The organism is Nonomuraea sp. WAC 01424, assembly GCF_003947315.1.
In the GTDB taxonomy this organism is placed as follows: Bacteria; Actinomycetota; Actinomycetes; order Streptosporangiales; family Streptosporangiaceae; genus Nonomuraea; species Nonomuraea spiralis.
The window spans coordinates 262346-283684 of the sequence record NZ_QHHZ01000017.1 but is presented as its reverse complement, the minus strand read 5'-3'; the positions used below and the strand labels follow the sequence as shown (position 1 = coordinate 283684).

Below are 21339 nucleotides of genomic sequence, written 5' to 3'. Positions count from 1 at the left end.
TTCCACACCTTGTGTAAATACACCTCCGGAAGATCGCACAGGAGACTAGCATCGTTTATGGTTCCGGCGCAGTGGGAGGAACAGGATGATTACCGTGATTATTGGGGCATGATCTCGGTCTCCCGGCGGGCGGCGCGCAGCACCCTCCAGAGCCAGACCAGCGCGACCAGCGAGATCACGATGAGTCCACCCCAGTTCACCAGCGTGTACACGTGCACCTGCCACTCGGTCACGTGCGGCACTCGGCCGATCCGCAGCAGCTCGAACTGCCATGGCCGCCCGGTCAGCACCAGGGTGATCGCGATGGCGATGGCGGTCATCGAGTCCCAGAGCGCGTGCAGCAGCGAGACGCCGAGGTAGCTCAGCACGACGCGCCCGCTCAGGCGGCCCCCGGCGGCGAACAACACGCCGCCGAGTATCGCGGTCCACAGGCCGTGGCCCACGGGGGCCAGGATGCCCCTCAGGATCTCGGTCTCGACGAGCTGCGACAACGACAGGCCCTCGGCGGTGAACAGGGAGTTGAAGGCGTACCCGGAGCTCTCGAAGGCGGCGAAGCCGAAGCCGACGGTCGCGCCGAGCACGACGCCGTCCCGGGGGGAACGCCTGGCCGCGTGCCGCGTGACATACATGAGGGCGGCCAGCTTCACGCCCTCCTCGATCAGGCCGACCAGCGCGTACATGAGCAGCGAGGGCCGGATCAGCCAGCTCTCCAGCAGCGAGGCGCCGAGCACCCCCAGCACCCCGCCGACCACGAACGCCCTGAACAGCAGCTCGACCGTGACCACCGGCGAGCGGTCGCGCCCGTACGCCCACACCACGAACGTCACCGGGATCAGGAAGCTGCCGAACAGCACGACGGTCGGCACGAGGTTGGAGTTGGCCGTCCAGGCCGTGACGGCGACCGTGGCCACCCACAGGGCCAGCCCGACGAGGAAGACCCGCAGCCAGGGCCTCATGCGGTCAGTTCCCGCACTGCCCTGCGCGCGGCCACCACCGCCGCCTCGCCGCCGGCCGCCGGCTCGGTGTCCGACCCGGCGATGGCGATCCGGCCGAACCGCCTGCGCGCGACCTCGGCGGGGAAGGGACCGTCGGGGTAGAAGGGGTGCCAGGGCCTGCAGTACGCCATCGGCCGCCCGTGCCCCCACCGGTGGACGGTGATCGTCTCGATCCCCGCACGCGGGCCCAGCAGCCGGGTCACCTGGTCGCGTACGCCGTCCTCCAGCCGGTCGTACGGCGTCGCCATCAGCTCGTCCCGGCCCGCCGCCGCGCCCGCCACGGGCCCGAGCTCCGACCGGCACGGCGTGGCCAGCAGGCGCAGCCCCTCGGGCGCGGGCTCGGTCAGGCACCAGAAGGCGCCCGTCCACCGGGTGCGCCCGGTGGACGCCCGGCCGCCGCGCAGCCGTACGCTCGCCTCCAGCACCGGCAGCCGGACCGCCTGCCGCAACGCCCGCCGCTGCGGCTCGGGCAGATCGGGCACCAGGTGGGGGACGACAGAGCTCCAGCACGCCATGATCACCGACTCGGCGGCGACGGTCCTGACCAGATGCCCGTCGAAGTAGGCGACCACCACGGACGTGTCCGCGTGCCGTACCGACACGACCGGGCTGGACGGCCGCAGCAGCGCACGTCCTGCGGGCCGACGGCACCCGGCCCGCGGCCCGGCGGGCGAGGCGTACCGCGACGGCCTGCCGGCACCCAGGCCGCCGAGCCCCAGGTCGCCGACACCCGGGCCGTCGAGCCCCAGGCCGTCGAAGCCCGGGTAACCGGCGGCCCAGGCGTCGACGGCGCCGAGCGCCCGGCCGTCGTAGGCGCGTTCGGCGCACGGCAGGGTCCGGCAGAAACGTTCCGCGTCGGGGTGCACGCCGCAGACCTCCAGCAGGAACCCGGAGTAGGTCAGCTCGGCCAGGCGTTCCTGCTTGTCCTCCTGCGACAACCCGGGGAACCAGTCGGGCGGGTCGTCGCGCAGCCTGCGCAGGTCGCCGACGGCCCGCGCGGCGAGCGGCAGGTCGTCCCACCGGCCGGCAGGGACCAGGGTGTCGGCGCCGAAGCTCTCCTTGTCGCACATCACGCGTACGGGCGGGCCCGCGCCGAACCCGGTCGGCCCGCCGTGGTCGCCGGGGTCGTGGTTGTCCAGGACGAGCACCCGCGCCCCCGGGTCCACGAGCAGCCACTCCTCCGCCGCGCTGAGCCCGCTGCGCCCGCCGCCGACCACCACGAGGTCGTACGTCTCGCCGGTGGGCTCGGGCCGGCCCGCGTGCGGCCAGAAACGGCCGTCGCGCAGCGCGTGCGGCACGGCGACGGCCTGAGGGGTGTCCCCGCGCAGTCCTCCGGCCGGTTCCACCGGGTTGACAACGGCTTTCACCGCCGAGCAGCCCAGAGCACTCACCGCAATCCCGTCGAACAAGTCACGGCGGGAAATGGGCACATCCAACCCGAGGTCGCGCGGATTCCTGCTCATGAGGGCGATCATCGGCACATCGGCCAAAAGCCCCACAGGGGCGCGCAGCGGTTCGAGAAACATTTTGCGTGGCCTATTACCGCGAATGCCCGTTTGGAGTAGCGTCCGGAATGGAAGCGAGCGGGGGGAGCGCGGTGGTCGGCAAGCAGGGCAGGGTCACGGGAAAGATCGGCCCTGGGCTCGTCGGCGAGGTCATGGTCCCGGTCAGGGGCGGGGTGGAGGCGTTCTACGCCCACCCCAGCGTGCCCGACGAGGAGTTCGGCCTCGGAACCATCGTCGTCGTGGTGGAGTACTTCCCCCCGCGCACGGTCTACGTGGCCAGAGCACTCATCTAGGGAGGGCCGGATGTCCCCCGAGGTCTACATCATCGCCGGAGCCGCGATCATCGCGGTCATAGCCGTGATCCTGCTGTTCAAGGCCGTCTGGCGGGTCGCCGAGCCCAACGAGGCGCTGATCATCTCCGGTCTCGGGGCGCGCCGGGCAGGGGAGGGCGTCGACAGCCTCGGCTTCAAGATCATCACAGGGAAGGGCACGGCGGTGCTGCCCGGCTTCCAGGCCGCCAGACGGCTGCGCCTGGACACCAGGGCCGCCAACCTCCAGGTCTCCTGCGTCACCCAGCAGGGCATCCCCGTCCACATCCGCGGCGTCGTCATCTACAAGGTCGGCGACGATCTGTCCTCGATCGCCAACGCCGCCCGCCGCTTCCTCGACCAGCAGGACTTCATGACCAGCGCGATCCACGAGCTGTTCACCGGGCACCTGCGCTCGATCATCGGCAACCTCACCATCGAGGACCTCATACTCAACCGCGAGCGCCTGACCAGCGAGACCAGGGCCTCGGCCGCCGACGAGATGAGCAAGCTCGGGCTGATCGTCGACTCGCTGCAGATCCAGGAGATCGACGACGAGACCGGCTACATCGCCAACCTCGGCAAGCCGCACGCCGCCCGGGTCGCGGCCACCGCCCGCATCGCCCAGGCCCAGCGCGACCAGGAGGCCACCGAGGCCGAGCAGATCGCCTTCGCAAACAAGGCCGCCGCCGAGCGCGACGCGCGCATCAAGCAGGCCGCCTACCAGGCCGAGATCGACCAGGCGCAGGCCACGGCCCGCCAGGCGGGGCCGCTGTCGGAGGCGAGCGCGCGGCAGGAGGTCGTCGTCCAGGAGACCAGGGCCGCCGAGCTGGAGGCCCAGCTCGCCGAGCAGCGGCTCCAGTCGCAGGTGCGCAAGCCCGCCGACGCCAGGGCGTACGAGACGGTCACGCTCGCGCAGGCCGACCGGGACGCGCGCATCGCCCAGGCGCAGGCCGAGGCCCAGGAGACCGAGCTGCGCGCGGGGGCGCAGGCCGGCCAGGTCAAGCTGGCCGCCGCCGCCGAGGCCGAGGCCGTACGGTTGCGCGGCGAGGCGGCCGGCGCGGCCACCAAGATCGCCGGTGAGGCGGAGGCCCAGGCCGCCGAGGCACGCGGCCTGGCCCAGGCGCACGCGGCCAGGGCGCTCGGCCTGGCCGAGGCCGACGCGATCAGGGCGCGGGCCGAGGCGCTGAAGGAGAACCAGGAGGCGGTCATCGCCCAGCAGCTCGCCGAACGCTGGCCGGAGGTCGTAGAGGCGGGCGCGAAGGCGTTCGGGAACGTGGACCACATGGTCGTGCTGAACGGCGCCCAGGGCGTGGAGGAGTTGCTGGCCAAGGCGCTCACGCTCGGCGGCACCGGGCTCGGCCTGGCCAGGGCGCTGCTCAACGGCGGATCTCCGAACGGCGGAACTCCGAACGGCGCCGAACCCGAAATTATCCGCGAATCAGCTCAATCCCGCGAATAGCGACGTTACTCGGCTCCTTACTTCCCGCGTCCTCTAGCGTTTTCAAAAATGCCGCTAGAGCAAGGGGAGAATTCGTGCTTAAGGCAATTTCGGGGGCATGTCTGAGCATGATGGTCTTGGCCGGATGTTCCTCCGGCGAGTCCGCGGACCAGGCCGCCGGATCGGCCACGCAGCCAGCCGCGTCCGCCTCGTCCGCGGAGTCGGCCAGGTTGCGTGCCGCCCTGCTGCCCGTGCCCAAGGGCATGCGCATCGCGTACGGGCCGGAGCTGGGGGCGTACGGCTCGCTCAAGTCCACCCAGCAAGGGCTGGAGGCCATGCGCCAGGCCAAGCTGGAACGTCCGGAGTGCGCCGGGGCCGCCCAGCTCGACGCCACCGAGCCGGAGGTCGCCCGGGCGCCCGCCGCCGTGATCGCCTTCTCGGCCGCCCGCGGTTCGATCACACAGGCCGTCATGTCGATGCCGTCGGCGTCCCTGCCCGCGCCGCTGCCGCCGCAGTGCTCCCTGTACAAGGCGACCGTCGGCGGCTCGGAGGTGACCTACCGCACCCAGACGCTGACCATGCCGACCAAGGGGCAGGAGTCGCGGGCGTACCTGACGACGGCCTCCGGCGGCGACAAGCACGCGCAGATCGGCACGGTGATCATGCGGCGCGAACACCTGATCATGAGCATGCTCGTGGTCGGCGAGAAGGTGAAGCCGGCCGGCATGTTCGAACTCGCCCGCCTCGCCGACCAGAACCTGGCCAGGGTCACCCGCTGAGGCGGTTCAGATGAGGACGTGCGCGTCCGGGCGGCCGACGAAGGAGAACTGGGCGTTGCGGGTCAGCTTGATGTGGTCGGCCTGCCAGGTGTGCATGGAGGCGTCGGCGCTGCGCCAGTAGACGAAGTTGAAGCGGTCCGCCGAGTAGATCTTGACGGAGTCCTCCTTCAGCCGGCGTACGAGGTGCGTGTCCTCTCCCCGCGTGATGTCGGCGAAGCCGTACGAGCGGAACATGTCCGCCTTGCCGAGGAACGTGCCGCCCTGGACGAGGAAGGAGTACCGGTGCTCCAGGCCGGGCAGGCGGAGCATGGTGGTGTTGCTCCCCTCGAAGTACGCGTAGTGCGCCCCCTTGCCGACCAGTTCGGCGTCGGAGTAGTCGAACGCGCGCACCAGGTCCGACAGATAGTGCTCGCCGTAGAGGTTGTCGTCGTCCATCTTGGCGATCAGGTCGCCCTCGGCGGCCGCGATGCCCAGGTTCATGCAGGCGCCGAGCGAGAGCTCCGGGGCGGCGGGCAGGACGACGACGTCCGTGATGCCGGCCATGCGGGCCTTGTCGGCGACGACCACCGGGTCGATGTCCAGCCCGTGCAGGACCATGATCAGCTGGAGCGGCCGGTGGAGCTGCCGGGCCACCGACGAGATCGCGTGCTCGATCTGCGAGGCGCGGTTGGTCGGCAGCACGACCGAGATCGACCGTGACCGGGGCTGGGTGGCCTGGCCGAGGTTCTGCAGGATCTGGTCCACCCGGTGCGAGAACAGGTGTTTGTCGAAGACCTCGCGCATGGCCAGGTGTCCCATCCTGGCCCGCAGCTCGGGGCTGTTGATCAGGTGCAGCACCTGGTTGTACGACTCGATCGGCTCCCGCGCGATCGGGATCAGCTCGCCGAACGTCTCCTCGATCGCCCGCGACCACCCCGTCACCACCGGGGTCGCGCACGCCGACAACTCGAAGACGCGGCGGGCGCACATGGTCGGCGAGTCGAGCACCGAGTTGACGTTGAGGAAGACCTTGTACATCCGGTACGCGGCCAGCATCTGGTCGTAGGGCAGCTCGCCCACGATGTGCGGCCGGTACTTCTCCGGCCAGGCGTACTTCTCGTCCACCTCGCCGTTGCGGGCGAAGATGTGCAGGCCCAGCTCGCGTACCGGGTCGAGCACGGTCTCCATCTGCTCGCGGCGCTCGGGGTGCTTGTCGCGGAAGTACATGCCGGCGAACACGACGTCGTGCAGGCGGCCCTGCTTCTGCTGGATCGGGTTGTGCACACGCGGCTGGGCGGCGAACTGCAGCACGTCCACCCGGTCGTGTCCCAATACTTCGCGATATTTCGGCACCATGTCGCCGTCGCAGGTGAACACGTAGTCGAACAGCTTGGCCGTGTCGATGAAGAAGTCGAAGTTCGGCGGGTCCTCCTTGTTCCAGAAGACCGTCGGGATGCCCTCTGCGCGACACCAGGCGACCAGGTCGCGCAGGGGGTCCTTGGGGGCGTTCGTGCCGGTCATCTGGTAGCGCCAGCGGCCCTGGTTGCCGTGCCAGGCGGACTCGCAGAACAGCAGGTCGGGGCGCTTCTCGGCGAAGATCTCCGGCCAGTCCTTGAGGCCGAACTCGATCTGGTCCCACTCGTACCTGAAGGCCATCCTGGAGAAGTCGTCCAGGATCACCGCGACCTTGAGGTCGGGGCGGTTGACCGGGCCGAGCGGCCACTTCGCCGTGGGCACCTCGACCAGCGGGGGCCGGTGGTTGGCGACCTCCGCGGCCTCGGCGACCGGCATGGGCGGCTTGGGCGCCTTGTCCTTCGACCTGACCGCCTCGACGATCTTCCCCGGGCTCTTCGAGCCCAGGGCCTCGCCGAGCTTGAACGTACGCTTGGCCTGCGTCGCCTCCAGCTTCCAGCCCGCGTACGCGGCCTTCGCCTCGGCGATCTCCAGCCGCCGCCGCAGTTCCTTGACCTCGGCCTCGTACCGCTCGACGAGCTTGCGCTCCTCGGGCAGCCAGTTGACGGGACCCAGTCGCTGGAATGCGGGGGGCTCGGGATTTTCGGCCATGGTGATACGCCTATCGCTCAGCGGAGGTATGTCATAGTACGGCGGATTCAGCCGCTATTCGGGGCGTTTGGCCTGGGAAGCAGGCGCCAGGTTGTCGCCCTTCAGCCACGCCGCGATCACCGTCGCGATGCGCGGCCCGGCCTTGCCGTCCCACATCACCGGCAGCTCGCCGGCCGGCGTCGCGGCGCCGTCGGCGAGGGCCTTCTCCGCGGCGGCGGGCAGCAGCGCCGGCGTGACCAGGCGGTTCGTGCCGTGCGTGATCGTGATCGGCCGCTCGGTGTTGGGCCGCAGCGTCAGGCAGGGGACGCCCAGCATCGTCGTCTCCTCCTGCACGCCGCCCGAGTCGGTGATGACCAGGGCCGCGCCCCGGACGAGTGAGAGGAAGTCCACATAGCCCAGCGGTTCGATCACCTTGATCGTCTCGCCGTCGACCAGGCCCGCCTCGGCCAGCCGCGCCTTGCCGCGCGGATGCACCGGCACCACGACCGGGGTCCGCCGCGACACCTCCAGCACGGCCTCGACCAGTTCCCTCGCGGCCTCGGCGGTGTCCACGTTGGCCGGGCGGTGCAGGGTCGCCACGGCGTACCGGGAGGGCAGGCCCAGCCGCGCCACCACCGGCGCCGGGTCCAGCGCCGGGAGCGCGGCGAACAGGCTGTCGATCATCGGGTTGCCCACCAGGTGCACCTTCGCCGGCGGCACGCCCTCCGACGCCAGGTACGCAAGGGCCTCGGGCGAGGTGACGAACAGCAGGTCGGCCAGCGCGTCGGTGACGACCCGGTTGACCTCCTCGGGCATCCCGCGGTCGAACGAGCGCAGCCCGGCCTCGACGTGCGCCGTACGGATGCCGAGCTTGGCGGCGACCAGGATCGCGGCCAGCGTCGAGTTCACGTCGCCGTAGACCACGACCAGGTCGGGCTCCTGGGCGAGGAAGACGTCCTCCAGGCCCACGAGCAGGGCCGCGGTCTGCCTGGCGTGCGTGCCGGAGCCCACCGCCAGGTTGGCCACCGGCTCGGGCAGCCCGAGGTCGGCGAAGAAGACGTCCGACATCAGCGCGTCGTAGTGCTGACCGGTGTGGATGATGCCCTGCCGCACGCCGAGTTCACCGAGTGCACGCACCACCGGAGCCGCTTTCACGAAATTGGGACGAGCACCCAAAACGTGCAGGACCAGGGGGTTCTCCCTCATTGACCTCGCCTTTCGGAGCGGAAGGGAAAAAACGCTGCCTATGGTACGGTCCCAGCGTGGCATCCGACGCCAGTCGTCAAGACTCCTCCAAGGTTTCCGCGAAGTCCGCCCGGGCCGGCGTCGGGGGACTTCTCAAAGGCTTCGTCCAGCACCCCGTCATCGTTTCCCGCGTCGTCGTGACGAAGGTCAAGTCCGACCCCGTCCGCGTGGCGCAGGCAGCCGCCGACGCGCTCCCGCCCAAGCTCCGCCCGTTCGTCGGCAGTGTGGCCTGGCCCGCCGCCCGTGGCGCCCGGCGCATGGTCCGCAAGCTCGGCATGCGCATGATCAAGGCGCCGTGGAACGAGGCGAAGGAACACTGGGACGCCGGCCGGGTCTCGCAGGCCGCCGACGTGCTCGAAGCCCACACGAAGTACCCCTTCGTCAAGCGCAGGGCCGCCTACTACCGCGGCGAGCTGGCCGCCATCAGCCCCGACCCGATCCCGCCCGCGCCGAAGATCGCCATCGGCGAGCGCGTCGCGGGCCGCGTGCTGCACCTGGTGACCAACGCGCTGCCGTACACGCAGGCCGGTTACACCGTGCGCACGCATCGGATCGTCTCCTCCCAGAAGGCGGCCGGGCTCGACCCGCACGTGGTGACGAGCTGGGGCTGGCCGATGCTCCAGGGCCACGCCGACGCGCCTCCGCACGAGGAGATCGACGGCATCCCGTACTACCGCCTGCTGCCCGACGGGCACGGCGAGGTGCCGTTCGAGATGCGCGGCCGCATGGTCAAGGGCGCCGAGGGCGTCACCAGGCTGGCCGAGAAGCTGCGGCCGCAGGTCCTGCACGCCGCCACCGACCACCGCAACGGCTCGGTCGCCCACGCCGTCCGCGACAGGACGGGCACCCCCTTCGTCTACGAGGTACGCGGCTTCCTGGAGGAGACGTGGGCCTCCCGCGACCCGATCCGGGTCGGCAGCCAGCGGCACGTGCTCCAGCGTGAGCGCGAGGCGTTCCTCATGCGCGAGGCCGACGCCGTGGTCACGCTGGCCGAGACGATGGCCACGGAGATCGTCGAGCGGGGCGTGCCCAGGGAACGCATCCACCTGGCCCCCAACGCCGTGGACGACACCCTGCTGTCGGCCCAATACGACGGCGCCTCGTTCCGCAGCACGTACGACATCGCCCCCGGCGAGATCGTGGTCGGATCCGTGTCCAGCATCGTGGCGTACGAGGGTTTCGCGACCCTGCTGCGCGCGGCGGCGCTGCTGCGCGACGACGGCACGCCGGTCCGGGTGCTCATCGTGGGCGACGGCGCCGAGCGGGAGAATCTGCTCGCGCTGGTCGAGGAGCTGGGCCTGCGCGACGCCGTGCTGCCCGGACGGGTCGGCCCCGACGAGGCGCTCCAGGCCCAGGACGCGATCGACATCTTCGCCTGCCCGCGCGAGGACCTCCGGGTCTGCCGGCTCGTCACGCCTTTGAAGCCCGTCGAGGCGATGGCGCTCGGCAAGCCGGTCGTGCTCAGCGACCTGCCCGCGCTGTCCGAGCTCGTCGGCTCCGACGGGGCCGGTCTGCTGGTGCCGCCCGGCGACCCGGCCGACCTGGCCAAGGCGATCGCCGGACTGCGCGAGGACCCGGCCAGGAGGGCGGAGATGGGTGAGGCCGGACGTGCGGAAGTGGCGGCGAAGCGGACCTGGAGCCGTGTTGCCGAGACTTATCAAGCCCTATACCGATCGCTTGCCGAATGATGACCTCCGGATTGGCTGTCTGTTGCGACCGGTTCGGTCGCATTAGGCGTGAGCTAGGTGGACTTGAGATAACCTTTGCGACCATGAAGTGTTGTTTCCGGCTCTCGAAGGCACTGCTGTGACAGAAATCGACTTGGCTGTCATCGGCCTCGGCTACGTCGGCATGCCGCTCGCGAAGGAAGCGGTGGCCGCCGGGCTGCGGGTCGTCGGCGTGGACGTCGACCCCCGGAAGGTCGACGCGCTCAACGCCGGGCAGTCCTACATCGATGACCTGACCGACGCTGACCTCGATCACATGCTGGCGAACGGATTCAGCGCGACGCTGGACGAGTCCGTGCTGGCCAGAAGCAACACGATCGTCATCTGCGTTCCCACCCCGCTGGACGAGGACCACCGTCCCGACCTGTCCGCGGTCGAGGGCGCGACCCAGACCGTCGCCCGCAACCTCAGCAAGGGCACGCTCGTCGTCCTTGAGTCGACCACCTGGCCCGGCACCACCGACGAGGTGGCCCGCCCGCTGCTGGAGCAGTCGGGCCTGACGGCCGGCGTGGACTTCCACCTGGCCTTCTCGCCCGAGCGCATCGACCCGGGCAACCCGAAGTTCGGGCTCAAGAACACCCCCAAGGTCGTGGGCGGCTACACGCCGGTCTGCCGCGACCGGGCGACGGTGTTCTACAAGCAGTTCATCGAGCAGGTGGTGCCGGTCAGCGGCACCCGCGAGGCCGAGATGGCCAAGCTGCTGGAGAACACCTACCGGCACGTCAACATCGCCCTCGTCAACGAGATGGCGATCTTCTGCGACGAGCTCGGCATCAACCTGTGGGAGTCGATCGAGGCCGCGGCCACCAAGCCGTTCGGCTTCCAGAAGTTCCTGCCGGGGCCGGGTGTCGGCGGTCACTGCATCCCCGTGGACCCCTCGTACCTGTCGTACACCGTGCGCAAGCTCGGTTACCCGTTCAGGTTCGTGGAGCTGGCCCAGGAGATCAACGAACGCATGCCGTCCTACGTGGTGGCCCGCGTCCAGCGACTGCTGAACAGACATAAGAAGGCTGTAAACGGCGCAAGAGTGGTTATGCTCGGCGTCACGTACAAACCGGATATCGCTGACGAGCGGGAGACTCCGGCTCTACCTGTGGCGCGTGCGCTGCTGGAGCTGGGGGCCGAACTCTCGTTCGCCGATCCGTACGTCAAGGAATGGTCGGTCGACGGCACTCCGGTGCCGCGCGAAGAGGATCTGGCCACGGCCGTGGTCAACGCGGACGTCACGCTGCTGCTGCAGCAGCACGCCGCGTTCGACTTGGCCATGGTCGAGGCTAAGGCCAGGCTCGTGCTGGACACCCGCGGTGTGCTCACCGAGGGTGAACGCGTCGAGCGGCTGTAGCGACGGAGGGCTGCGCGCAGTGCACGTGCTCGTCATGACGGTGGTGCATAACCCCGAGGACGCGAGAATTCTGCATAGGCAGATCCGTGCCCTCGTGGATGCCGGTCATGAGGTCACGTATGCCGCCTCTTTCACGGCTCACGGGGTCGTACCGCGTCCATGGGTCACCGGCGTCGATCTGCCCAGGGCCGCCCAGCGGAAACGCATGGCGGCTGTCTGGGCTGCCCGGCGGCTGTTCAAACGTATGCGGAACAAGGTCGACCTGGTCCTGATCCACGACCCGGAGCTGCTGTTCGCGGTCTGGGGCGTGCGCAACCGGCCGCCGGTGGTCTGGGACGTGCACGAGGACACCCCGGCGACGCTCTCGCTCAAGCCGTGGCTGCCTTCGTTGCTGCGCCCGCCGGTACGCTTCTTCGCCCGCATGCTGGAGGGCACCGCCGAGCGGCACATGCACCTGCTGCTGGCCGAGACCGCGTACGCGGGCCGGTTCAAGCACGCCCACCTGATCGTGCCGAACGAGACCTGGGTGCCGGACTCGGTGACGCCGCCGGGCGACGACCGGGTGGTCTACCTCGGATGGTTGTCACGGGCGCGCGGGGTGTTCGAGGCCGTCGAGGTGGCCAAGCTGCTGCAGCCGTACCGGGTGGCGGTGGAGCTGATCGGGTACGCCGACCCGCAGAGCCGTCCCATCCTCAACCAGGCCGTCACCGACGGCCTGCTGGAGTGGCGCGACTTCATGCCCAACGACGAGGCGCTCAAGCGGCTCGACGGGGCGCTGGCCGGGTTGTCGCTGCTGCACGACGAGCCCAACTACCGGCACTCGATGCCCACCAAGATCGTGGAGTACATGGCGCACGGCATCCCCGTCATCACGACGCCGTCGCCGCGCGCGGTCGAGCTGGTGGAGCGGTACGACAGCGGGATCGTGGTGCCCTGGGAGGACCCCAAGGCCGTCGCGCAGGCGGTGCTGACGCTGCGGGACGACGTACGCGAGCGGCGGGCGCAGGGCGCGCGCGGTTACGCGTCGGCCCGTGCGAACCATCACTGGCCGAACTCGGCCAAGCGGTTCGTGACCCAGCTTGAGGCATGGGCCGGGATCACGCGATAGCGGTTTATCTCCGGCAGATCACGAGAGCGGTAGGTTCCTGAACGTGCGATGGCTCTTCCTGCTCGTGGGCGCAGCCGTCCTGGCCATGGTCGCGGTCGCGATCATCCTCTTCCCGTCGTCGTCCGAGCGGCCCGTCGCGTCCTTGTCGAGCAAGCCCAAGCCGTCCAGGACCGCCACCTCGCCGGCGCCGCCGAAGGTCAAAGAGTTCACCGACCCCTGTGGAACGTTCGACACCACCACCAAGAACTTCTACGCCGTCACCGGCTACTGGATCACGCCCAAGTCGAACCCCTGCACCTGGCGCCACCAGCTCCAGGAGATCCACCGCGCGGGCGGCGACACGATCATCAGGATCGGGTACGGCCTGCAGTACCGCGGCGTGTCCGACTCGGGCGAGGTCCTGTCGAAGGACGGGACGCTCGACCCGCTCTACAAGGCGTGCGAAGAGGACGGCCTGAGCTGCCACGACGCCGCCGAGCGGGACCTGAGGAAGGCCAACCCCGGCAACCGGATCGGCCGCACGTACGTCTACAGGACCGACGAGGCGTTCGGCGACGACCTGTTCCGCTGCCCCGGCATGGAACACCGCGTGAAGGTCGGCGACCGGATCTACTACCGGATGGTCGCCCCTCCCGACGGCTCCGACGACGCCACCTGCGACTTCGCGAAGAAGGCCACGTCGTACGACATGATCCTGGTGGCCGGCTCGGCCAAGGACAGCCTGAAGGAACTGCTCGACCTGGCCGACCAGTTCAGCATGCAGGTGTTCCCCGCGCTGCCGCTGGCGCCGCGCGACCCCGAGACGCCGACCAGGGCGAACAGGAAGCACATCGGCACCCTCACCACCCTGACCCGCCGCATCCTCCAGGACTACGGCGTGCGTTTCGCCGACAGGAGGGCGCTGGGCGGCGTCTACCAGCCGTTCGAGGTGCAGATGGGCTCGACGCTGGCCACCAACCCCACCCTTGAGGTCTACGCCGACCAGCACCGGATCGTCGAACAGGAGCTGAGCAAGCCGATCCTGATCAGCCCGTACCTGGACGCGCGCAAGCGGGTCGGCTTCGGCCAGACGCCGGCGCAGGTCGCCGAGGCGTTCAAGGCGCTGGCCCGTACCGGCGTCGGCATCATCGCCCCCCAGGACAGCCGGGGCACCGGCAAGGTCGGCCTGTTCTGGCCGGACGAACGCGAGACCGAGGTGGACGAGCGGCTGCGGTCGGTCGTGGGCGAGGCCGCGTACGGCACGGCCTACCACGGCTCGACCCGCGACTACTACCGGGAGATGGCCAAGGCCCGCGAGGAGATGATCCAGGCCGGTCACCAGGTGGAGTTGTGGGCGAACGTGGAGGCGTTCGAGCCGTCCGGCAAGGAGCCGTGCGCGCCGCAGGGCACCCGGGGCCAGACGGACAAGAAGCGCCTGGACCAGGCCGTGACGATGGCCGGCCGGTACGTCCAGAAGATCGTCTCCTACATGTGGAGCGACTTCATGACCTGCGGCGACCCCTCGCTCCAGGACGAAATCGCCTCCGACTGGCAGCGCCCGATCGCCGTGGACGCCATCAGGCGGGCCCGTGACCCCCAGGACGGCGTCGAGGTGCGCGGCTACAACCTGGACGGCAGCACCGTCCTCGTCGAGTGGTCCGGCGGGACGAAGGAGCTGGTGGTCGCGGCCGTCGGCTGGCTGGACAAGGACCCGCTGGACGAGCACCCGGCCCGGATGTCGACGGCCTGGGTGCCGTTCGACTGGAACCAGGTGCCGCCAGGGGAGTGGGTCAGGATCCGGGTCAAGGGCGAGTCGGGCAAGCAGACGACGACGCCGCTCCACGTACGCGTGTCCGCCTAGGCAGACGGGACTCCGTGTAACGTGCCGTCCATGGTCCCGAGCATCCCGGTCAGCGTCGACCTGGTCGTGCTCACCGTACGCAACCACGCGCTCAGCGCCCTGGTGTGGCGCCGCGACAACCCGCCGTTCCTGCGGCGCTGGTCGCTGCCCGGCGGCTTCATCCAGCTCGACGAGGACCTGCCGGCCGCCGCCCACCGCATCCTGGCCGAACGGGCCGGCCTGCCGGGCGCCCCCGTGCACCTGGAGCAGCTCCAGACGTACGGCTACCCCGACCGCGACCCGCGTCAGCGGGTCCTGAGCGTCGCCTACCTGGGTCTGGCCCCCGACCTGCCGGCCTCGGAGAAGGCCCACATGAGCTGGCAGCCGGTCGAGGCGTTGGCCGTGATGGCCTTCGACCACCGCCGCATCATGTTCGACGGGGTCGAACGCGCGCGGGCCAAGCTGGAGTACACCTCGCTGGGCGCGGCCTTCTGCCCGCCGGAGTTCACGGTGGCGGACCTGCGGCGGGTGTACGAGATCGTCTGGGGCCGCGTCCTCGACCCGCGCAACTTCCACCGGAAGGTCACCAAGGCCGAGGGTTTCCTGGTGGAGACAGGCGCCACGACCACCCGGGACGGCGGCCGCCCCGCCAAGCTCTACCGCCGGGGCCCGGCCGAGCTGCTCCACCCGCCCATGCTCCAGGAATGAGCCCATGGACATCGTCGAGACCTCTCGCCTGAGCCTGCTTCCCCTGCGGGTCGAGCACGCCGAGGAGATGGCCGCCGTTCTGGGCGACCCGCGCCTGCACACGTTCACCGGGGGTGTCCCCCTCACCGCCCCCGAGCTGCGCGCCCGCTACGAACGCCTGGTCGTGGGCCCGCCGAACTGGCACAACTGGGTGCTCAGGCTGCGTGCGGACGGGTGCCTGACCGGCTACGTGCAGGCGACCGTCGAGGAGGACACCGCCGAGATCGCCTGGGTGGTCGGCGTTCGCTGGCAGGGACGCGGCCTGGCCGCCGAGGCCGCCCGCGCCCTGGTCGGCTGGTGCGACGACCGGGGCATCGGCACGGTCGTCGCCCACGTCCACCCGGACCACGCCGCCTCCGGAGCGGTGGCCGCCCACGCCGGCCTGCGTCCCACCACGCACGTCCACGACGGCGAGCTCCGCTGGGAACGAACCCGTCCATAGGGCGGTGGACAGGCCACCTGTGTGATGCTTCACGAGGTCCGGCCTCTTAAGGTGGTCTCATGCCTCGTTTCCGCCACATCCTGGACACCATGCCCCCCTACAAGCCGGGCAAGGCAGTGGTCTCCGCCGACGGCCGGTCGTACAAGCTCTCCTCGAACGAATCCCCCTATGACCCGCTGCCCTCCGTGGTCGAGGCCGTCGCCGAAGGCGCCCGGCAGATCAACCGCTATCCCGACCCGGGCGCGGTCAAGCTGACCGAGGCCATCGCCGAGCGGTACGACGTGCCGTTCGAGCACATCGCACTCGGCGCGGGCTCGGTCACGGTCGCCCAGCAGCTCTTCGAGTCGGTCGGTGAGCCCGGCGTCGAGGTGGTCTACGCGTGGCGGTCGTTCGAGGCGTACCCGCTGCTCGCCGACCTGGCCGGGGTCACCTCGGTACGGGTGCCGCTCGCGGGCGAGGATCACGACCTGGACGCCATGGCGGAGGCGATCAACGACCGGACCCGCATGGTCTTCGTCTGCAACCCCAACAACCCCACCGGCACCTCGATCCGCCGCGACGCGCTCGTGCCCTTCCTCGACCGGGTGCCGGAGAACGTGCTGGTGGTGCTGGACGAGGCCTACCGCGAGTACGTCCGCGACGAGGACGTCCCCGACGGCCTGACGCTCTACCGCGACCGGCCGAACGTCTGCGTCCTGCGTACGTTCTCCAAGGCGTACGGGCTGGCGGGCCTGCGGGTCGGCTACCTGATCGGCCAGGAGCCGGTGGCGGCGGCCATCCGCAAGACGATCATCCCGTTCGCCGTCAACCACCTCGCGCAGATCGCCGCCGTCGCCTCCCTCAAGGCCGAGGACGAGCTGCTGGAGCGGGTCGAGCCGGTGGTCAAGGAGCGCAGCCGGGTGCGCGAGGCGCTGATCGAGCAGGGTTGGACGGTCCCGCCGACCGAGGCGAACTTCGTCTGGCTGCGGCTCGGCGAGCGCACCCTCGACTTCGCCGCCGCCTGCGCCGTGGAGGGCGTGGCCGTACGGCCGTTCGCGGGTGAGGGGGCCCGGGTCTCCATCGGCGACCCCGAGGCCAACGACGCCTTCCTCGCCGCGGCCAAGGAGTTCCGCGGCTAGGCGGTGACCTCTTCGCCCAGGGCGGCCGGTCTGGTCCTGGCGCGTCGCTCGGTGGAGACCACCAGGGCGACGCCCACCAGGATCACCGCGCCGCCGGCGATGATCTGCGGGGTCACGTGCTCGTTCACGACCAGCACGCCGAGGAGCACGGCGACGACCGGGTTGACGTAGGCGTACGTGGAGACCAGCGAGATCGGCGCGTTCCCCAGCAGCCAGGTGTAGGCGGTGAAGCCCACCAGCGAGCCGATCAGCACCAGATACGCCAGCGCCGCCCAGGAACGTCCGGAGATCGCCGTCAGGTCGAGCCGTTCGCCGAGGGACACGCCGGTCACGGCCAGGCCCGCGCCGCCGACCAGCATCTCGATCGTGCTGGCCGCGAACGGGTTGGCGGGCATCGGGATGCGCGCCGACAGGAACGAGCCGACCGACCACGAGAACGAGGCCACCAGGATCACCACGATCCCGCTGGTGTCGACCGACTGGCCGCCGGTCAGCGACAACGCCGCCACCCCGGCGAACCCGACGAGCACGCCCGCCGTCGTCAGCACGGCCGGCCGGTCCCTGACCACGAGCCTGAACACGACCAGCCAGAGCGGCACCGAGGCCACGAGCAGCGCGGCCAGGCCGCTGGAGATGTGCTGCTCGGCGACGGCGACCAGGCCGTTTCCGCTGGTCAGCAGCAGCAGGCCGACGAGCGCCGCGCCGCCGAACTGCCGCCACGACATCCGGAACGGCTCCAGGCCCTTCCTGATCACCAGGAACCCGCCGAGGAGCAGCGCGGCCGTCACGAACCGCAGCGCGCCGCTGAGCATCGGGGGCATGGTCTCGATGGCGATCCTGATGCCGAGGTAGGTCGAGCCCCACACCACGTACACGATCGCCAGGGCGCTCCAGACCAGGACGGGAGCGCGGCTGTCAGTGGTGTTTGCACTCATGGGTCATGACCCTACCGGGGGAGTCCGACATAACGCCTGCGGGTATCGGACTCCGGACTTGGCGGGATATTAGCGGTCAGCGGCTTTTGCGCCACTGTCGTGGCGGCCGGGCCGCTGGGACGATCGTGGCTGTCCGGAAAAGAAGGGATAAAGCCGCAAATGTCCACCAGCGCCAGCCCCGCCGCCAGCCCTGCCGTCACCCCTGCCCTCGCTGCTGTCACCGCTGTGCCCGCGGCGGCGAGTGCCGTCGCGGTCGCGCACTTCGCCGGGCGGCTCGCGTTCGAGACCGACGTCTCCGACGTGGCCGCCGACCTGGCCGCCGGCTCGCCGGGCGTCGTGGTCGTCGACTCCCGCAGCCGGGAGAGCTGGGACCAGGGCCACATCCAGGGCGCCGTCCACCTGCCCACCGCCGAGATCCCCGCGCGGGCGACCGCCCTCGTCCCGGAGGGCGTCACCGTCGTCACCTACTGCTGGGGCCCCGGCTGCAACGGCGCCACGCGCGCCGCCCTGGAGTTCGCCAAGCTCGGTTACCCGGTCAAGGAGATGCTCGGCGGCTTCGAATATTGGGCCAGGGAGGGTTTCCCGGTCGAGACCGCCTCCGGCATCACCCGCCACCCGGTCGACGCGCTGACCGCTCCGGTGTCCGGAATCGCATGTGCGTGCTGAGAGCGTCCCTAGATCGAGCGAAGTGACCGGCTATATCAGGACTTGTCCGCTGCCCCATTGGTGCCGCCACGTGGCCCACAGCCCCTCGCAGAGCCCTTCCCGTACGCGTGGCCCGGCTGAGAAGTCGGAAAGGGCGGAAAGTTTGGCGCCCCCGTCCGAATCCCGTCGATCGGGGGCGTGGGTGAACATACCCGTATCTACTCGGGTCAACCAATAAGTTCCCAAGAGTCAAGGGGATTGTCCGTAACCTTTGACTTCCCAGGTCAAGTACCGGGCACCCGTCGCCCCTGGAATGGGACGACGGGCCCCGTACGGTCATCGTGGCCCGAGCTTCTCCACGATGAGCCGGTAGAGCTGACGCGGGCGCCCCGGCTGCGGGGTGCGGTTCGGCGGGAGCGGCCACGCGAGTCCCTCGTCAACCAACGTGCGCAGCAACCGCCGAGCCGTGCGTGGCGTCACCCCGAGCATCTTGCCCGCGCCCTCGGCGTCGACCACCGTGTCGCCGCCTTCGAGCTTGGCCGCCAGCCTGGCCAGTACCTCCACGCCCTTGGGTTTGAGCGCGGTCGACCCGGTAGGTGGCATCCGGGGGGCCGGGATGAGGGCCCGGCCCTCGCGGTCCACCGCGAACCCTTGTGCCTGTTTGCCCGCCTGCGTACGGGCCAACGCGGCCCGTGCGTGCGACTCCGCGTCGTGCGTCGTACGCCCCATCCCGACGCCCACCTCGACCGCCAGCCCCAGCTCGTCCCGGATCCTCGCCGCGAAGGGCAACACCCTGAACCCGTCGGTGGCCGCGGCGATCGAGCCCCTGGTCGCGGTGACCAGGTAGCTGTGATCGTCGATCGGCCAGACGGTCGCGTTGATCCGGTTCGCCTCCTGGACCAGCAGCCGGTGCAGCGACAGCCGCAACTCGTCGCGCCAGTAGCGTGGTGCCGCGCGCCGCACGGGTTCGCGCAGCGTCGGCACCTCCACCAGCACAACAGTGAGCTGCGACTCCTCCAGCCGGTGATGCGCCCCGAGCAGCGCCGCGGTGTGCAGCGCCGTCCGGACCGCCGCGGAGGTCGGCCTGATCCTGATGACCGGGACGCCCGCGGCATGCAGGCGTTCGGCCACCGCGGGCAGGCACGTCAGTGCTCCCGAGGTGGCGCCCTGTCGGGCCAGCCGTTCGTGGTAGGCCGCGATCGTGCCCGTGGCTCCGGGCTCGTCGCGGCTGTGCACGTCCGTGGCCGGTATGCCGAGGTCTGTGTACGCCTCCTCGACATCCGCCCTGCTGACCACGTCCACGCTGACCCGTTGCGGGTCCATCCGAGTGTCCAGTGCGGCCTTGGCCAACGCCGCCACCAATGCAGCTCCACCGAGTTGCACGTAGGTCGCGGGCATCGTCAGCACACCGGATCGCCTGGCCAGGTCATAAGGGACCGGGCTGGCGAACAGGCATGCGTCGACACCGGGACCGAGCCGCGTCACCTTGTCGGGCGCCTCCTGCTCATCGCGGTAAGCGGCCGCGACCAGGCGACACGGCAGCGGAGCCGCGGCGTGACCCATCAGCATGACTCGCTCGACCAAGTCGTGTGGTCCGACCACGCCGATGGTGAGGTCCGGTGTCATAGCGCCCGGGCGTGACACTCGGGGAGTTTCTTCGGCCCTCTCGACCAATGTTCGTCCCATCCTGCCGTCCGTTGCAGTGCTCTCTTTTGGAACGATCGCTCGCGGGGGCCGTAATGTCACGCCCGACTTTTCCGGAAAGTCGTTCTGGTTGACCGCCCGACAAGATGTCTCAGCAGCTCAACGAGGTTTTTCTCGCGTTTTTTAGCGCTCGGAAATCTCTCGTGTAATGTCCGCGCCGAGCGCGCGCATTCGTGCCGCGAGATGTGCGTGGCCGCGATCGATGAGGTATCCCGACTCGATCACGGTCTCTCCTTCGGCGGCCAGACCGGCGAGTACGAGTGCGATACCGGAGCGCAGATCGTGGGCCGTCACCCGGGCGCCCGTCAGCGGCGTGCGGCCGTGTACGACGGCCCGATTGCCGTCGACCTCGACGTTGGCGCCCATCTTGTTGAGCTCGCCGGCCAGGGCGAAACGGCCGTCGAAGATGCGCTCGTGGATGTAGCTGGTGCCGTCGGCCAGGGCGGCCACGGTCATCATCGGCGACTGCAGGTCGGTCGCGAACCCGGGATAGGTGTCGGTGATGATGTTGATGGGCCGCAGCGGGCGGTCGCAGCGTACGTGCAGCACCGCGCCCTGCCGGGCGAAGTCGACGCCCATCTGCTCCAGCTTGTAGCGGACGACGCCCAGGTCGAGGCCGGTGCCCACGAGGCTCAGCTCGCCCCCGGTGATCGCCGCGGCCATCGCGAACACGCCCGCGTCGAGCCGGTCGGGCATCACGGTGTGCTCGACGGCGTGCAGCTCGTCCACGCCCTCGACGGTGATGAACCCGGTGCCGCCGCCGCTGATGCGCGCGCCCATCTTGGTGAGCATGTCGATGACGTCGAGCACCTCGGGCTCAAGGGCGGCGTTCTCGATCACCGTGGTGCCCTTGGCCAGGGCGGCGGCCATGATCAGGTTCTCGGTGCCGGTGTGGGAGGGCGTGTCGAGGTAGAGCGTGGCGCCGGTCAGGCCGCTGGCCTTGACGTGGATGACGGTCTCGCCCTCGTCGACGACCGCGCCGAGCCGCTTGTAGCCCAGGTAGTGGAAGTCGAGGTTGCGGCTGCCGAGGTTGCAGCCGCCGACGCCTTCCACGATCGCCTCGCCCAGCCGGTGGAGCAGCGCCGGGGTGAACAACACCGAGCCGCGGAACCGGCGTGCGATCTCGGCGGGCAGCACGGGGCTGCTCAGCCGGGAGGCGTCGATGACCAGCGTGCGCTCGGACTCGTGCAGCTCCACGTACGCGCCGATGGTCTCGGCCAGTTCGACCGCGCGCCGGACGTCCTCGATGATCGGTACGTTCCGCAGGACCGTACGACCCCTGGCGGCCAGCAGAGCCGCGCCGATCATGGGAAGCACGGCGTTCTTCGCGCCCTGGATGAACGCGGTTCCACGCAGTGCGTTGCCACCGCGCACGCGGTAACGGACCATTTCGTGCGGCTCCTTGAATCAACGGTGAGGCTCGATCGGGCCAACAGTAGTCGCTAACACCACATGGC

General features: G+C 70.0%; 18 protein-coding genes. 11 read left to right on the top strand and 7 right to left on the bottom strand.

Features of this window, described 5'->3' with window-relative positions:
- Positions 1-98 precede the first annotated feature (98 nt).
- Both DMB42_RS40120 and DMB42_RS40115 read right to left on the bottom strand, forming a co-directional pair.
- Positions 99-956, bottom strand: a complete 858-nt coding sequence (locus tag DMB42_RS40120; protein WP_125644167.1) for a PrsW family intramembrane metalloprotease — start codon at positions 954-956, stop codon at positions 99-101.
- Positions 953-2362 (bottom strand): hypothetical protein, encoded by a 1410-nt coding sequence (locus DMB42_RS40115; protein ID WP_125644165.1) that lies wholly within the window; start codon positions 2360-2362, stop codon positions 953-955. Before DMB42_RS40115 ends, DMB42_RS40120 begins: the two co-directional genes overlap by 4 nt.
- Before the next feature lie 206 nt (positions 2363-2568).
- Here DMB42_RS40115 and DMB42_RS40110 point away from each other — a divergent pair, with 206 nt between their 5' ends.
- From DMB42_RS40110 to DMB42_RS40100, 3 genes are all read left to right on the top strand, one after another.
- Positions 2569-2793, top strand: coding sequence for a hypothetical protein (locus DMB42_RS40110; protein ID WP_229823870.1), 225 nt, complete (start codon positions 2569-2571; stop codon positions 2791-2793).
- 10 nt (positions 2794-2803) lie between these two features.
- Positions 2804-4270, top strand: coding sequence for a flotillin family protein (locus DMB42_RS40105; RefSeq protein WP_125644163.1), 1467 nt, complete (start codon positions 2804-2806; stop codon positions 4268-4270).
- Positions 4271-4386: 116 nt separating this feature from the next.
- A complete protein-coding gene (locus DMB42_RS40100) occupies positions 4387-5028 on the top strand; it encodes a hypothetical protein (protein WP_125644161.1) in 642 nt (213 codons plus the stop codon).
- A 6-nt stretch (positions 5029-5034) separates the two neighbouring features.
- On the opposite strand, the gene DMB42_RS40095 is transcribed toward DMB42_RS40100, so the two are convergent.
- Positions 5035-7071, bottom strand: coding sequence for a glycosyltransferase (locus DMB42_RS40095; protein ID WP_125644159.1), 2037 nt, complete (start codon positions 7069-7071; stop codon positions 5035-5037).
- A gap of 54 nt (positions 7072-7125) precedes the next feature.
- Positions 7126-8256, bottom strand: coding sequence for a non-hydrolyzing UDP-N-acetylglucosamine 2-epimerase (gene wecB, locus DMB42_RS40090; protein WP_185845115.1), 1131 nt, complete (start codon positions 8254-8256; stop codon positions 7126-7128).
- A 56-nt stretch (positions 8257-8312) separates the two neighbouring features.
- On the opposite strand from wecB, the gene DMB42_RS40085 reads away from it, so the two are divergent.
- From DMB42_RS40085 to hisC, 7 genes are all read left to right on the top strand, one after another.
- A complete protein-coding gene (locus DMB42_RS40085; protein WP_125644157.1) occupies positions 8313-9983 on the top strand; it encodes a glycosyltransferase family 4 protein in 1671 nt (556 codons plus the stop codon).
- Positions 9984-10116: 133 nt separating this feature from the next.
- On the top strand, positions 10117-11364 hold the full coding sequence (locus tag DMB42_RS40080) for a nucleotide sugar dehydrogenase (RefSeq protein ID WP_260478214.1): 1248 nt from the start codon (positions 10117-10119) through the stop codon (positions 11362-11364).
- 19 nt (positions 11365-11383) lie between these two features.
- Positions 11384-12472, top strand: a complete 1089-nt coding sequence (locus DMB42_RS40075) for a glycosyltransferase (RefSeq protein ID WP_125644153.1) — start codon at positions 11384-11386, stop codon at positions 12470-12472.
- 43 nt (positions 12473-12515) lie between these two features.
- Positions 12516-14312: a DUF4434 domain-containing protein gene (locus tag DMB42_RS40070; protein ID WP_125644152.1), complete on the top strand. Its 1797-nt coding sequence runs from the start codon at positions 12516-12518 to the stop codon at positions 14310-14312.
- Between the two features lie 30 nt (positions 14313-14342).
- Positions 14343-14999, top strand: a complete 657-nt coding sequence (locus DMB42_RS40065; protein WP_125644150.1) for an NrtR DNA-binding winged helix domain-containing protein — start codon at positions 14343-14345, stop codon at positions 14997-14999.
- Between the two features lie 4 nt (positions 15000-15003).
- Complete coding sequence (locus DMB42_RS40060) at positions 15004-15480, top strand: GNAT family N-acetyltransferase (protein WP_125644148.1); 477 nt, start codon at positions 15004-15006, stop codon at positions 15478-15480.
- Positions 15481-15539: 59 nt separating this feature from the next.
- Complete coding sequence (gene hisC, locus DMB42_RS40055; RefSeq protein ID WP_185845114.1) at positions 15540-16598, top strand: histidinol-phosphate transaminase; 1059 nt, start codon at positions 15540-15542, stop codon at positions 16596-16598.
- Here the strand turns inward: hisC and DMB42_RS40050 are convergent.
- Positions 16595-17533, bottom strand: coding sequence for an EamA family transporter (locus DMB42_RS40050; protein ID WP_125644146.1), 939 nt, complete (start codon positions 17531-17533; stop codon positions 16595-16597). The two genes, hisC and DMB42_RS40050, sit on opposite strands and share 4 nt — an antisense overlap.
- A gap of 159 nt (positions 17534-17692) precedes the next feature.
- Between DMB42_RS40050 and DMB42_RS40045 the strand changes: the two genes are divergently transcribed.
- A complete protein-coding gene (locus DMB42_RS40045) occupies positions 17693-18199 on the top strand; it encodes a rhodanese-like domain-containing protein (protein ID WP_125644144.1) in 507 nt (168 codons plus the stop codon).
- Between the two features lie 315 nt (positions 18200-18514).
- Here the strand turns inward: DMB42_RS40045 and DMB42_RS40040 are convergent, their stop codons facing one another.
- Both DMB42_RS40040 and murA read right to left on the bottom strand, forming a co-directional pair.
- Positions 18515-19804, bottom strand: coding sequence for a GTP cyclohydrolase IIa (locus tag DMB42_RS40040; protein ID WP_125644142.1), 1290 nt, complete (start codon positions 19802-19804; stop codon positions 18515-18517).
- A gap of 201 nt (positions 19805-20005) precedes the next feature.
- Positions 20006-21271 (bottom strand): UDP-N-acetylglucosamine 1-carboxyvinyltransferase, encoded by a 1266-nt coding sequence (gene murA, locus DMB42_RS40035; protein WP_125644140.1) that lies wholly within the window; start codon positions 21269-21271, stop codon positions 20006-20008.
- Between the last annotated feature and the right edge of the window lie 68 nt (positions 21272-21339).